12 protein-coding genes and 1 pseudogene are annotated in these 13670 nt (G+C 67.5%); all 13 read left to right on the top strand.

All coding sequences use genetic code 11. From position 1 onward, the window contains the following. Positions 1 to 20 precede the first annotated feature (20 nt). The 13 genes and pseudogenes from JEK78_RS16830 (at position 21) to JEK78_RS16890 (ending at position 13661) form a co-directional block, all read left to right on the top strand. On the top strand, positions 21 to 1310 hold the full coding sequence (locus JEK78_RS16830; RefSeq protein ID WP_200260249.1) for an ATP-grasp domain-containing protein: 1290 nt from the start codon (positions 21 to 23) through the stop codon (positions 1308 to 1310). A 101-nt stretch (positions 1311 to 1411) separates the two neighbouring features. Further along, positions 1412 to 2310, top strand: a pseudogene (locus JEK78_RS16835) (IS5 family transposase). 214 nt (positions 2311 to 2524) lie between these two features. Then, positions 2525 to 2671: a hypothetical protein gene (locus tag JEK78_RS23470; RefSeq protein WP_200262033.1), complete on the top strand. Its 147-nt coding sequence runs from the start codon at positions 2525 to 2527 to the stop codon at positions 2669 to 2671. 172 nt (positions 2672 to 2843) lie between these two features. Continuing rightward, positions 2844 to 4025, top strand: coding sequence for an FAD-binding oxidoreductase (locus JEK78_RS16845; RefSeq protein ID WP_200260252.1), 1182 nt, complete (start codon positions 2844 to 2846; stop codon positions 4023 to 4025). A 15-nt stretch (positions 4026 to 4040) separates the two neighbouring features. Continuing rightward, positions 4041 to 5453, top strand: coding sequence for a SidA/IucD/PvdA family monooxygenase (locus JEK78_RS16850; protein WP_200260254.1), 1413 nt, complete (start codon positions 4041 to 4043; stop codon positions 5451 to 5453). Continuing rightward, positions 5450 to 6790 carry a glutamine synthetase family protein gene (locus JEK78_RS16855; protein ID WP_200260257.1) on the top strand — a complete coding sequence of 447 codons (1341 nt, stop codon included), beginning with the start codon at positions 5450 to 5452 and terminating at the stop codon, positions 6788 to 6790. Before JEK78_RS16850 ends, JEK78_RS16855 begins: the two co-directional genes overlap by 4 nt. A gap of 45 nt (positions 6791 to 6835) precedes the next feature. After that, entirely contained in the window at positions 6836 to 7312 is a 477-nt protein-coding gene (locus tag JEK78_RS16860) for a redoxin domain-containing protein (RefSeq protein ID WP_200260260.1), read from the top strand. Beyond that, positions 7305 to 8630: an MFS transporter gene (locus JEK78_RS16865; RefSeq protein ID WP_200260264.1), complete on the top strand. Its 1326-nt coding sequence runs from the start codon at positions 7305 to 7307 to the stop codon at positions 8628 to 8630. Before JEK78_RS16860 ends, JEK78_RS16865 begins: the two co-directional genes overlap by 8 nt. Positions 8631 to 8665: 35 nt before the next feature. After that, complete coding sequence (locus JEK78_RS16870) at positions 8666 to 9895, top strand: ATP-grasp domain-containing protein (protein WP_207187880.1); 1230 nt, start codon at positions 8666 to 8668, stop codon at positions 9893 to 9895. Continuing rightward, positions 9892 to 11292, top strand: a complete 1401-nt coding sequence (locus tag JEK78_RS16875; RefSeq protein WP_200260269.1) for a glutathionylspermidine synthase family protein — start codon at positions 9892 to 9894, stop codon at positions 11290 to 11292. The genes JEK78_RS16870 and JEK78_RS16875 overlap by 4 nt, the downstream gene beginning before the upstream one ends. 18 nt (positions 11293 to 11310) lie before the next feature. Further along, complete coding sequence (locus JEK78_RS16880) at positions 11311 to 12288, top strand: ParB N-terminal domain-containing protein (RefSeq protein WP_200260272.1); 978 nt, start codon at positions 11311 to 11313, stop codon at positions 12286 to 12288. Between the two features lie 19 nt (positions 12289 to 12307). After that, positions 12308 to 12553, top strand: a complete 246-nt coding sequence (locus JEK78_RS16885) for an acyl carrier protein (protein WP_200260275.1) — start codon at positions 12308 to 12310, stop codon at positions 12551 to 12553. Between the two features lie 67 nt (positions 12554 to 12620). After that, on the top strand, positions 12621 to 13661 hold the full coding sequence (locus JEK78_RS16890) for an inosamine-phosphate amidinotransferase 1 (protein ID WP_200260278.1): 1041 nt from the start codon (positions 12621 to 12623) through the stop codon (positions 13659 to 13661). Positions 13662 to 13670 lie beyond the last annotated feature (9 nt).

Here is a 13670-nt window from a genome sequence, read left to right on the forward strand (position 1 = left end):
CCTTGACGAAAGACGTGGCAATGGACGCTGGGGCCCTTCTGTTGCTGGCCCGGGTGGGGTGTCTGCGCGAACAAGCGCTGAACTCGTGGATCTCCCGCACCGACTTTGATGTCGCGGTGGCGGAAAGTGCCACCGCCGCATACCTGAGGCTGGCCGACCAGCAGATCCCGCTTTCACCCCATCGGCCCGTGGACGAGATGTACGAAGCGTGCCGTGCCGCGTTGGCAGCGGCCCCGGGCCGCAAAGGTGTCATCGGCTTCCTCGACTCCACGCTGCCCCTCGTGGCCAAACTTGCCGAGGAGTTCGGGCTCCCGGGCTGCTCGCCGGCGACGCTACGGGCGTTGACGAACAAGTCCTGGGCACGTGGTCGGCTCGCCGAGTGCGACGTGCCCGGGCCCCGATTCCGCCACCTTGACTCGGCGGTGCGGAGCCCCGCGGAGCGCCGGGCCGCCGTCGAAGGACTGGGCTACCCGCTCATCCTCAAGCCGGATGACTCTTCGGCGGGACGCGGTGTGATCCGTGCCGGGAGCCCACGGGAACTGGACTGCGCATGGGAACACGCCGAGCGGTTCACCAAGACGGGTCACCTGCTCGCCGAGGAGGAGATGATCGGCGACGAGATCAGCGTCGAGACGGTGACGGTCGGCGGGCGCACGGTGGTACTGGCTTGCACCGAGAAGCTGACCACCCGCGGCACCTCCTTCGTGGAGCTCGGTCAGGCAGTGCCGGCCCGCCTGGAAGACGACCTCCAAGCCCAGGTACGGGACATTGCTGCTGCCGCGCTCAAGGCGGTCGGATACGACCAGGGCATCGCCCACACCGAGATGATCCTGACTGCCAACGGCCCCCAGATCGTCGAGGTCAACCCACGACCGGCGGGCGACTGCATCATGGACCTCATCCGCCTCACGCGCGGGATCGACGTCTACGACCTCGCCGCCGACCTCGCTCTTGGCCTGGATGTGGATCTGGACGCCCTCGAGGTTCCGCCCTTCACCGGTGGCGCCGCCATCCGGTTCCTCACCGGGGCCCCAGGCGTGGTACGCCGCATCGACGGCGTCGCTGAGGCGTCCCGGCTCCTCGCCCCTGCCCGCGAGCGGCTGGTGCTGCTGACTCGCCCGGGAGACGTCGTCGAACCTGTCACCACCAACCTGCACCGCCTCGGATACGTCGTCACCGTCGGCAAGGACACAGAGGAAGCAGTGGAACGTGCGGACCGCATCGCCGCCATGGTCGGTGTAGTCACGTCCCCGCCCACGCCGGGCGAGGAGCCGGCCCCCCGCCTGCCGAGCGCCGAATGCTGGACCTGAGAGTGCGGGATGTGGCGTTCTGTCGGTCTTGTCATCGCTCGATGGTGTGACGTTGGGGCATCGTTGCCGGTCAGGCGTTCGGGGTTCGCTTGGGTTGTGGCATGAGCATGCGCAAGCCGTACCCGAGTGATCTCACCGATGAGCAGTGGGAGCTCGTCGAACCCGTGATCACGGCGTGGAAGGCCCGGCATCCGTCGGTCAGCGGGCATCAGGGGAAGTACGCGATGCGGGAGATCGTGAACGCCATCCTCTACCAGAATCGCACGGGGTGTCAGTGGGAGTTCCTGCCCCACGACATGCCCCCGCCCGGAGCGGTGAAGTACTACTTCTACCTCTGGCGCGACGAGGGCACCGACCAGGACATTCACGACCTGCTGCGCTGGCATCTGCGAGAGAAGCGGAACGATTAGCCGACCCGAGCCTGGTGATCCTGGACACGCAGAGCATCCACGCCGCAGTCGGGTCCCGGCCACGACGACCGGCAAGGACGCCGCGAGAAAGGGTGCCGCGAAAAGGGTGCCGGGGAGGAAGAGATGCCTGGCCGTGGACGTACTGGGCCTGGTCGTGGACTGCGTCGTCCTGCCCGCCTCCGCGCACGAGAACACCGCCGGCATCGCCCTGCTGGACGGTGTCGCGGGCAGTGCGACACCGTGGCCAAAGCCTGGTCGACCAGGGCTTCAAGAAGAAGGTCGTCGATCACGGCAAGAACGTGGGCATCGACGTCGAGATCGTCGAGCGCAACCGGCCGGCAAGGGCTTCGTCGTGCAGGCCAAGCGGTGGATCGTGGAGCAGACGAAACGGGATCCTGATGTTCTACCGCCGTCTCGTACGCGACTACGAACACCGGCCCGCCTCCTCCGATCCCGCGTTCTGGGCGATGACCTCCGTGATGAGCCGCCGACTCACCGGAGCCACCCTCGCTTCCTGGGGACCACGTGAGCGAGAAACCCACAGGTCAAAGCCATCCTGGAACACATCGAAACCCGCGAGCGTGAACTAGCCGACCAGGCCGGGCAGTTCCGGGACCGCATCGAGGAGCTCAGAGTGCGGCTCGGCGAGATCGACGCGGAGAGCGAGAACCTGCGCATCACCCGCAAGACCCTTTCCTCGCTCTCCCACTGCCCTCACCCGCCACTGAGCCGGACCGCCCCGACATCCCGGACCACCCCGCCTACCAGCAGATCCTCACCGCCCTGGCCGACGAGGGCCGACCGATGCGCGCCCGCGACCTCTGCCAGGCCCTCGACCTGCCGACCCTCCCGAAGAACACCGAAGGCATCCGCTCCAAACTGAAACGCCTGGTCAGCCGCGGCATCCTCGTCGAACCTGAACCCGGCTTGTTCACCCGCCCCGAGACCTGAAGGCCACCCCGAACCCACGACCAGCGGTCCTTCCCCAACCCTCAATCACGAAACGGACAAGAGCTCACGTTCCGCACTCTGAGCCGGTCCGACTACCTCATACGCAAGGACTCTCATGCAAACCCCTGACTCCTGCTGGCTCGCCACCGGACCGAGCTGGACAGGATCCAGCTTGCCGCTGCCCGCCCGCGCCGAAGTCTGCGTGCTCGGCGCCGGCGTCATGGGCTCCACGGTCGCCTACTGGCTCGCCCGGGCGGGCCTTCGCCCCCTGGTGCTCGAACGCAACACCGGGCCTGCCATGGGATCCTCGGGCCGCAACGCCGGCCGGGTGATCCAGGGCGGAAACGCGCAGCACGCCCTCGCCGTCGACCGCTTCGGCCACGACGAAGCACAGGCCATCTACCGTGCCACGCTCGTGAATCGAGACCTGCTGCGCGAAGTGACCGCTCGCGAAGGACTGGACGAGACGCGGGCCCCCACCGCCAAACTCGACCTCGCGGACAGCGAGGACGAGGCACTCGAACTCAAGCGGACCGCCGAGGCCCTGCTGGCGGATGGCATCGAGGCCGAATGGCTCGACCTGCCCGAAGCTCGCACCGTCTTCGGTACCGACCTTCCCGACACCATCCTGGGCGGGCTCTACCGGCCCGGTCAGGACATGGTGCATTCCGTCGCGTACGTCCGGGGCATCGCGACCGCAGCCCAGCGGCACGGCGCGGACTTCAGCTTCGGCGTGAATGCGGTCTCTGTCGAGCCGATCAGCCAGAACGCTCGCTGGCGGGTGGTCACAGACGCCGGTGACGTGGTCGCCGACCACGTCGTGGTCGCGCTCAACGCGTGGGCGCCAACCGTACTGCCCGCAATCGCCCCGCTCATCACGCCGGTGCGCGGCCAGCTCGTGCAAACCGCCCCCGTGCCCTTCCGAATCCCGCACTGGGGCCTTGACCGCGGCCTGGTGTACGGCGGTCAGAACAAAGACGGTTCCCTCCTGCTCGGCGGCCTGCGCAACACGGTCCCGGGCAGGGACGAGCACATCGCCGTGCCGCCGGGAGCCAACACGCCGGCGTTCTCCACTGAACTTGCCGAGCGCCTGGGTCGTGCCCTTCCCGCCCTGCTTCCGGATGCCACCGGAGTGCCCATCGTCCGAGCGTGGAGCGGCGTCATGGCCTTCACCCCCGACCGCTGCCCGCTGGTGGGCGCGTGGCCCGGATCTGAGGGCCTGTGGTTGATGGCCGCGTTCAACGGCCACGGAATGCCGTACTCCCAGGTCGTACCCGAGCAGATGGCGGAACGGATCCAGGGCGGCCAGGGGTCGGGAATCCCTGCCGCCTTCGACCCCGCCCGATTCTTCTGAGGCAGGAGGCGCACGATGAGTAACCTCACGTCCTCGCGGACCTCACCGCTGGGAGGGCCACCGCACACCTGCGGCGTACCCACGCCTGACAGGTCACTGGTGGTGATCGGTGCGGGCCCGAAGGCCATCGCTCTCGCCGCCAAGTCAAAGGTCCTGCGCGACGTCGGCTTCGAGGTCCCGTCGATCGTGGCAGTCGAGCGCGGCGGAACCGCTGCCAACTGGCGTGCGGGACAGGGCTGGACCGACGGGCGGCAGCATCTGGGCACACTGCCCGAGAAGGACCTCGGGTTCCCCTACGACAGCGCCACATGGGGCAGTCGGCACGATCCCTTGGTCGGCGAGATCACGCAGCGCATGGCCGGTTTCAGCTGGCCCCGCTACTTGATGAGCACGACGGCGTACGCGCGTTGGATCGACCGGGGAAGGCCCCAGCCCACTCACCAGGCCTGGGCCGACTACCTGGACTGGGCGGCGAACGAGGCCGGTCTGCGGGTGGTGACCGGTGAGGTACGCACAGCCGAGATGGAGGGGGGTGGTTGGACCGTCACATATGGCGACCGGAACACCCGCGGCACGGTGCACGGCTGCGGCCTTCTCGTCTCGGGGCCCGGACCCTGTGCCGGAGCCGTCGCCACCGACGACGACCGTGTTCTGGACACCGCGGCTTTCTGGCAAGTGTCCATGAAGGGCCTGCCCGACCGGGTCCGTCGGGTTGCGGTCATCGGGGCCGGCGAGACCGCTGGAACCGTTGTCAGGGAGCTCGCGCTGGCCAACAACCATGACGTCATGGTGATCGTGCCGAACGCCACCCTCTACAGCCGAGGTGAGAGCGCCTTTGAGAATCGATACTTCAGCGATCCCACCGGCTGGGCAACCCTGACTGAATCTGATCGCAGAGAATTCATCCGGCGGACTGACCGCGCGGTCTTCTCCCAGGACATCCAGCGTGCTCTGGCGGCGACCGAGCGGGTCTCCTGGCGGACCGGACGGGTCACCGGCATCCGCGTGGCCGATGGTCGGACGATCGAGGTCGCCTTCGACTACGCGGGGCAGCGGAACGTCATCGAGGCCGACATGGTGGTGGACGCCACTGGTGGCGACCCTCTCTGGTTCACTGATCTGCTGGGCTCTCGCGCCCGCCAGGCACTGGCGGACGCGGTGGGTGGAACCCTCACCCGGGACGCCCTCGAACGCGCCATCACCCACGCGCTGTCGGTGTCCGGCCTTCCCGCGCCTCTCCACCTGCCCAACCTGGCCGCTCTCGCCCAGGGACCAGGGTTCCCCAATCTCAGCGCGCTCGGTCTGCTCGCCGACCGAGTCCTCTCCTCCTACGTCCCTCCGGCGTCCCCCACGGACATCTCGGCGGACGCCTGCGCAGCCACCACCCGCGTCCCCGTACCGACCATGAGCCGCCGAGGAGCAGCATGACCACCAGAACAGCGAAGTCGACGAGAACCTCGCCGACCGACATGGACTTCATCCAGTTGCTCTTCACCGATGTAGGCGGACGCCTGAAGACCCTGGAGGTTCCCAGGTCGCGCTGGAACACCGTTCGTGACTCGGGATGGACCATGGACGGCTCGGTCCTGCTGGGATACGGCGACCCCGACTACAGCGACCTGCGGCTGGTGCCCGACCCGGAGACCTTTGTCGCCCGACCCTGGCATACGCCGTCCGGGCGGAGCGTCGGCCTGGTCTTCTGCGATGTGCTCGACCCCCAGGGACGGCCGTTCGCCGCCGACCCTCGCGCTCAACTACGCCGAGCCGTCGAGAGGTCCGAAGCGAGGGGGCAGCTCCCCGTCTTCGGGGTCGAGGCCGAGTTCTACCTGCTGCGCGCCCACGACTCCCTGCCCGTTGGCGAGCCCTCCGACAGCGGCGGCTACTGGGACCTGGTCGAGCACGAGCAGGCAGACGAGGTGTGCCGCGACATCAGCGATGCCCTGGAACTGATGGGCCTCACCGTCACGGGGCACCACCACGAGGTCTGCGCGGGACAGCGAGAGATCGTCTTCCAACACGGGAACGCACTCGCCACGGCCGACCGTTTGCTACTGCTGAAGCACACGGCGCGAACCATGGCCCGCCGCCGCGGTATGAAGGCCGTCTTCATGCCCAAACCCCTAGCTCACCTATACGGCAATGCGCTCCATGTCCATGTGTCGCTGCGCGGCACGGACGAAGAGGCCCGCCCGCTCTTCCACAGCGTCGATGACACCCAGGGCATGTCCACGCTCTTCCGCCAGTCGCTTGCCGGCGTCCTGGAGCACGCCGACGCGCTCACCGCCTTGGGGAACCCGACGGTCAACTCCTACAAGCGTCTCGTACCGGCGTCCGGAACGCCCGTGCACCGGAGCTGGGCCCGGCACAACAGGTCCACGGCGTTCAAGGTCGTGGGAGACGGTGCCGTACCGGCCTCGATGAGGCTGGAGCTTCGCAGCCCCGATCCATCCACCAACGCCCATCTGCTTTTCACGGCGATTCTCGCCGCGTTCGCGGACGGTCAGGACCGGGACCTGAAGTTGGGCGAGGCATGCGAGGAGAGTGCCGACAGGCTGAGCATTCCGGAGCTCGCGGTGCGCGGCATTACGACGCTGCCCACAGACCTTCCCACCGCACTGCGCTGCTTGGAGGAGGACTCCACGGTGCGCTCTGCCGTGGGAGAGCTGGCCAGCCGCGCTTGGGTGTCGGGAAGCCGGGCGGACTGGAACGCGTGGCACCGCTTGGTGACCTCCTGGGAGCTCGAGAGGTACATGGAGTCCGTCTGAACGCCCCGTCGCCGCAACCGAACCACCAAGAAGGCAGGACAACTCATGCACAGCGTCGTCGAGACGACCGACGGAACGGTATCCATCCCGAGTCCCGAACACCGCTGGACCGTACTGATCTTCATCACCGAGCCCGGCATTGGGGAAACACTGCCGGAGCTCGGAGGCTGCACCACAGGACTCTGCTCGGCGCGAGATGAGGCTGCCGCCTTTGCCCGGAGCGACGCCCGGGTACTCGGTGTCAGCGCGCACCCGCCGGGTCACCTGGCCGAGTTCGGCAGGACTCGGAACCTGGGATACGCGCTGATCGGCGACAGTGATCTGTCCCTTGGCCGTGCCCTGGGCGTGCCCGAGGTCCGGGTGGGCGAGCGCCAGCTGTTCGCCCGCGCGGCCGTCGTACTGGACCGCGGCGGTCAGGTGCGGTCCCTCATCCACCCGGTGCCCCACCCCGAGCGACACGCGGCGCTCGTCCTCGACGAACTGGCGAGACTCGAGTCGAACGACCGGACCATGGATGTTTGATGTTCGCGCGGCCCAGGCGAAGCGGGGAGCATGGGCGCGGATCCGAGGGGTGCTTCCGGAACGCGGCGCACCCCGCGCGCTCGCCCTGTCGACGTTCGTGGGACAGACCGGCAGTGGGCTCCTGCTTCCGGTCAGCGCGCTGTTCTTCACACGCTCCGTGGGCCTGACGCCGTCGCAGGTCGGTATCGGCCTCGCCTCCGCTGGGCTGGTCGGACTGGTGGCGGCCGTCCCCATGGGACGGGTCGCCGACCGCTTTGGCGCCCGCGGCACCTACGCCGCCGCACTCCTCGTACAGGCTTTTGCCACGGCATCGTTCGCGCTCATGCATTCTCTGTGGGCATTCTTGGCTGTCAGTACCGTGGCCGCCCTCGCCGAACGAGGTGGCAGCGCGGCCAGGGGAGCCGTCATCGGCGGTATGGGAACCGGAGAAGCCCGGGTACGGCTACGGGCCATGCTGAAGTCGGTGACCAACGCCGGGTTGAGCATCGGCACCGCGCTGGCCGCCTTCGCCCTGGCAGCCGACAGTCGCGGGGCCTACCTGACCGTCATCTTCGTCAACGCGGCCGCTTACGTAGCGGCCGCCCTGCCCCTTGCGAAGGTTCCGTCCCTCCCGAGCAAGGAAGCCGGAGGACGGAGCCGGACTCGGCGAGCGGTCCTGAAAGACCGGCCGTACGCCCTCGTCACCGTGGCGTGCGGCGTGACCAGCATCCACTACGACGTACTGTCGCTCGCTCTGCCCCTGTGGATCGCCGGACACACGACCGCTCCGAAGTGGGGCATCTCGGCGGTCATCGTGGCCAACACGGTCTTGGTCGTCCTCCTCCAGGTGCCTTTCTCTCGCGGCACCGGGGACGTCGCGACAGCCGCTGTCGTGGTGCGTCGCTCAGGATGGGTGCTCGGGGCGGGATGGACGTTGATCGCCTGCGTCACGTTCGTCTCCAGCCCGGCCCTGGCCCTGGCGCTGCTCGTAGCGGGAATGACCCTGCACACGGCGGGCGAACTGTGGCACGCCGCTGGTGCCTACGGCCTCAGCTATGAACTCGCACCGGCCGGCTCGCACGGCGAGTACCAGGGGTTCTTCTCGCTCGGCCGCGGCGTGACCGGTGCCCTGGCTCCCATCGTACTGACCACGTTGTGCCTCGCGCCGGGAGCCGACTGGCGGCCGGTCACCGGCTGGCTGTCGCTGGGCCTCACGGTGACTGCGATCGCCGCCCTCGTCCCGTCACTGGTGCGCCGGGCGCAGCGCACCGGTACTGCGAGCCCCGCCGCCGCTTCCGTCACCACACCGTTTCCCCGGACAGCACAGGACACAGCATGATCGACACTGGAGCGGCATCCGCCGCACCGTCTCCCGTGAAGGACCAACCTGCGGTGCTCGTCCTGGGGGGCGGAACACGGCTGCCCAAAGCGCTGCGTGCCCATGGGATGTACGTCGTCTACGGAGGCACGCGTGACGAATTCGGCCCCGCCCACCGCGACGCGTGCGACGAGGCGCTGCTGCTGCCCGACGACACCCCGGGTACCTGGTTCCGCAGGGCCATGCTTCTCCATCAGGAAGTGCCCTTCCAACGCGTCGTGACCGTACGGGAGCGATTCCTGACCACGGCCGCCCGCATAGGTGATGCGCTGGGCCTCGTCGGAAACCCTCTGCGAACCGTGCTGACCCTCAAGGACAAGGCACTGATGCGGCAGCACCTCGACTCCCGCGCCGAAACCCCCTCGGTGCGATCGCGGATGGTACGCAGCCCTGACGATCTGAACGACTTCATCGCCCAGGTCGGGCTTCCCGTCGTCATGAAACCGCGCGACGGGTCCGGGAGTGAAGGCGTCCTCATCCTGCGTGACCCCGCTGACAAGGTCGCCGCACACCGCAAGGTCACCCGGCGGCCGGAGACGTTTCTCGTCGAGGAGTTCCTCGACGGACCGGAGTTCAGCGTGGAGTCGTTCACCTCCCACGGTGCCCACCGCATCCTGGCGATCACCGAGAAGTTCACCGGGGACAACGCCGTCGAGATCGGCCATGTCGTACCCGCCCGGATCAGCGCGGACCACCACGAGGAACTCACGGCAGCAGTTCGGGCGTTCCTGGACGAGGTGGGCCTGACCGAGGGGCCTGCACACACGGAGATCATCCTCACGTCCCGAGGACCACGGGTCGTGGAGTCGCACAACCGCCCGGGCGGCGACGGCATTGTCGACCTGGTGAGGCACGCACGAGGCATTGACGTCCGCGATCTTCTCGCCGCGCAGATCGCCGGGGTCTCTGACGGTCTGCCGGACGACACCGCAGCGGCCGGAGCTGCCGCGACCTGGTTCCTGACGGCGGCACCGGGCGTCGTCACCCGACTCACGGGATGGGACGAGGCAGCGAGGTGTCCTGGCGTGGTCGAGGTGTCGCCGGACGTCCGGCTCGGCGACACCGTGGCTCCCCTCCGCGGGTCGAGCGACCGGTGCGGTGCGGTGATCGCCATCGGAGCAGACCCGGACGAAGCGCTCGACCGAGCCCATCACGCCCTGAGCCTGGTCCACGTCACCACGGAACCCGCCACCACGGCCGAGGAAGAGCAAGAGGAGCGCCGATGACGCAGAAACTCGTCACCCGTTCCCTCACGGCCCGGTACCTCGCCGCCGACGTCGGCCGCCGCCCACTTGTGTCCGAGAGAGCGGACCCGGCCCACGTACAGAATGTGGGGCTGGCGTTGGAGGAACGCCTCCTGACCCGGCCGGCCTTCCTTGAGGCGGCCGAGGTGACCCGGCTGGAAACCGATCTGAACACGGTCGTCGATCTTCTCTTCTCTCTCCCTGACCGGCTTTTCGGTGGCGACCTCTACGCATTCGGCGCCGCCGTGGGGCTGAGGTCCGACCAGGTGCGGCTGGCCCTCCGGACACCGGTTCCCGAGCCTGCCCGTATCGGTCGCGCCGACCTCTATCGGGACGACACGGGCTTCAGGCTGCTCGAGTTCAACCTCAGCAGCGCCCTCGGCGGTTTGCAGATACCCGAACTGAACCGGTTGCTGCTGGCCGATAACGGTCTGGCTCGGTTCGCCCACGCTGAGGAGCTGACGTTTCCCGACACCGTAGCCGTACTCGCAGAGGTCATCACGACCACCGCCCGTAACGCGGGCCACTTCGCTGCACCCTGCAGGGTCGCTCTGATGGACTGCGTGAGCGGATACCGAGCGACGGAGCCCGAGATCCGGGTGCTCGCCCAGCTCCTCGCCCCGCTCGGAGTGGAAGCGGTCCCCTGTCACATGGGCCAGGTACGCGAGGCCGGCGGCCGGGTCTTCGTCGACGGCCGTCCCATCGATGTCGTGTACCGCTTCTTCACTCTGGGTGAGCTGACGGCCGACGCCGCCTCGAGAGCCGCCGCCGAGGAACTCCTCGATGCCTTGGCCAGATGCGACGTGCCCGTGCTGTCGCCGCTGTGCACGTCGATGCACGGCAACAAGCGAGCCCTCGCCATGCTGTGGGAGGACAAATGCCAGGAGGTACTGGCCCCATCGGAGAAGGACCTCGTACAGCGCCTTCTGCCCTGGACACGCGAACTCTGTCAGGGGACTGCCCGTATCCAGCAGGAAACCGTCGACCTGCTCGACCACTGCCGCCGGCACCGGGAACGCCTTGTGCTGAAGCCTGCGCACGGCCTCGGCGGCACCGGGACGGTTCTCGGGCGCAGCGTCACCGAGGCGGAATGGGTGTCACATCTGGACCGGGCCCTCCAGCGCCCCCACATCGTCCAGGAACTAGTCACCCCACAGCCGGAACTCTTCCTCACCACCGATCCCACCGATCCCAGCGGTGCGGCCGAGCCGGCTCCCTGGGTGCTGAACTGGGGCGCCTTCCTGCTCGGACGGCGGTACGCGGGGGCCTTCTTGCGCGGTCTGCCCGTCGAACGTGCCGACGTCATCTCGTATGCCGAGCGCGCCTACGCGGGCTGTGTATTCCAGGGGCATACGGGCCGGACACTGCCTGAGCAGTGAAATTAGGGGAGGAACAAGGTGAATCAGGCAGAACAACAAGCGGATGCGCGAATACTCTCCGCAGTTGCGCCAGAGGTGCACCGCGTCAGCATCGCGTCTTTGGTACTGACCGAGTCACCACGACGGGATGCCGGCAACGCACAGCACATCCAGATGCTCTGCGAGAATCATGAAGCTCTGCCGCCGATTGTCGTTCACAGGACCACTCTTCGCGTCATCGACGGACAACACCGGGTAGAGGCACACAAGTTGCTGGGACAGCGACATGTGGACGTCCAGTACTTCGACGGGAGTATCGAGGACGCTTTCGTCCTTTCGGTGCGGCTCAATGGCCGGCATGGGCTTCCTCTCTCCTTGGCCGAACGCCGCTCGGCAGCGGCCCGGATCGCGGGAACCCATCCCCAATGGTCGGACCGTGCCATTGCCGCCGTGGTCGGGCTCAGCCCTAAGACCGTGGGCAGGGTACGCAGGCGTTCGTCCGAGGAAATTCCACAGTCGAACACCCGGCTGGGCCAGGACGGTCGAGCGCGTCCCCTCAGAGCGGGCGACGCGCGCATCCGCGCCAGCGCCGTGATCGCGGCCCGTCCGGGGGCGTCGGTCCGGGAAATTGCCCGCGAGGCCGGGGTGTCCGTGGGCACCGCGCACAGCGTCCGTGCGCGGATGGAGGCCGGTCTCCAGTCGATCCCGCCTGAACTCGACACGACTGACGCTGACGCCGCCGACCGCTACCGAGCGCTCTTTCAGGACCCTGCCCTGCGATACACGGAAAACGGACGTCTGGTGCTGCGCTGGCTGGACGCCCACCTCGTTCTTGACGAGGAGTGGCAGCCCGTCGTCGAGGGCGTGCCCCTGCACTGGGCCGACCTTGTGTCCGGCTTGGCGCGCCGATGCGCCAACGAGTGGCTTGCCCTTTCACGGGAACTCGACCGCCGTCTTATTGGTGTTCAGGACACCGGCCAGGAGGAGGAGCGCCGTTGTTACGCTCTGCCGACGTGATTCCCATGGAAGGAGAGCCGTGACAACACCAGTTCTCGAACTTCAGGAACTGACGAAGCTGTGTGGCGATGTCATTGGCGTCCCCGCTCCCGGGCCTGGCGACAACTTCCTCGAGGCGGGCGGTGACTCGCTCATGGCCCTGCGCATTGCCGCGCTTCTCGAAGAGCGCTGGGGCATTGCCATCGAGGCATCCGACGTCCTCTTCGCGGAGAGCTTCGCCGAGCTCTACACAGAAGTCCTGGGCTTTCCGCTGGGCCATGGCTAGGCGCAGCAACGCTGTTCGAAGCGGCCTGGACCGGCCCGGAAACCAACCCGATCGAGAGGAATGAAGAATGAGTTTGGTCGACGTGCACAATGAATGGGACCCGCTGGAGGAGGTGGTCATCGGATCCATCGAGGGCGCACAGGTGCCGAGGCCGGGAGAGGATCTCTTCGCCATCGAGTTCGCCCAGTACGGCTCCATGGACCGCATTCCCTCCGGCCCGGTACCTCGCCAGGTCCTTGAGGAGACGCGGGACGACCTCGATCAGCTATGTGCTGAGATCAGCGATTTGGGCATCAAGGTCAGGCGGCCTCAGGAGACGGACCACTCGGCCACCATCGCCACTCCGGACTGGCAGACCGATGGGTTCTACAACTACTGCCCGCGAGACGTGCTGCTGACGGTCGGTGACACAGTCATCGAGACTCCCATGGTTCTGCGCTCACGTTTCCTGGAGCCGTTCGCCTACAAGGACATGCTCATCGAGTTCTTTTCGAGCGGCTCGAAGTGGATCTCGGCGCCCAAGCCCCGGCTGGGCGATGAGATGTTCGACGTCAACAGGGAACCCGGAAACCGCCTCCTCGACTTCGAGCCGGCCTTCGACGCTGCCAATGTGCTGCGATTCGGCACGGACATCCTCTACCTCGTGTCCGACAGCGGGAACGAGAAGGGCTGGCGCTGGCTCCAGGCGGCGCTCGGTGACGCCTACACCGTCCACCCCTGCCGTGACCTCTACGCCTCCACCCATGTCGACTCCACCATCGTGCCGCTGCGCCCGGGACTTGTGCTGCTCAACCCGGAGCGGGTGAACGACAAGAACATGCCGGAATTCCTGCGCGGATGGGACAAGATCTGGTGCCCTGAACTGGTGGACACCGGCTTTGTGGGAGAGCGGCCGTACTGCTCGACCTGGATCGGCATGAACCTCCTGGTGCTCAAGCCGGGTCTGGTCGTCGCGGACAAGCGGCAGCCCGATCTGATCCGGATGCTGGAGAAGCACGGTGTCGATGTTCTTCCCCTGTCGCTGACTCATGCGCGCACCCTTGGCGGTTCCTTCCACTGCGTATCTCTGGATATCCGCAGGTCCGGAGCCCTGGAGACCTACCGCTGAAACGGAAGC

Origin of the sequence: Streptomyces sp. HSG2 (assembly GCF_016598575.1) — a bacterium.
Classification (GTDB): domain Bacteria; phylum Actinomycetota; class Actinomycetes; order Streptomycetales; family Streptomycetaceae; genus Streptomyces.

Excerpts from the sequence above, each read along its gene's own strand:
- JEK78_RS16850 (WP_200260254.1), top strand. The coding sequence starts at position 4,041 with ATGAGTAACCTCACGTCCTCGCGGACCTCACCGCTGGGAGGGCCACCG.
- JEK78_RS16865 (WP_200260264.1), top strand. The coding sequence starts at position 7,305 with ATGTTTGATGTTCGCGCGGCCCAGGCGAAGCGGGGAGCATGGGCGCGG.
- JEK78_RS16875 (WP_200260269.1), top strand. The coding sequence starts at position 9,892 with ATGACGCAGAAACTCGTCACCCGTTCCCTCACGGCCCGGTACCTCGCC.
- JEK78_RS16830 (WP_200260249.1), top strand. The coding sequence starts at position 21 with ATGGACGCTGGGGCCCTTCTGTTGCTGGCCCGGGTGGGGTGTCTGCGC.
- JEK78_RS16855 (WP_200260257.1), top strand. The coding sequence starts at position 5,450 with ATGACCACCAGAACAGCGAAGTCGACGAGAACCTCGCCGACCGACATG.
- JEK78_RS16860 (WP_200260260.1), top strand. The coding sequence starts at position 6,836 with ATGCACAGCGTCGTCGAGACGACCGACGGAACGGTATCCATCCCGAGT.
- JEK78_RS16890 (WP_200260278.1), top strand. The coding sequence starts at position 12,621 with ATGAGTTTGGTCGACGTGCACAATGAATGGGACCCGCTGGAGGAGGTG.
- JEK78_RS23470 (WP_200262033.1), top strand. The coding sequence starts at position 2,525 with ATGCGCGCCCGCGACCTCTGCCAGGCCCTCGACCTGCCGACCCTCCCG.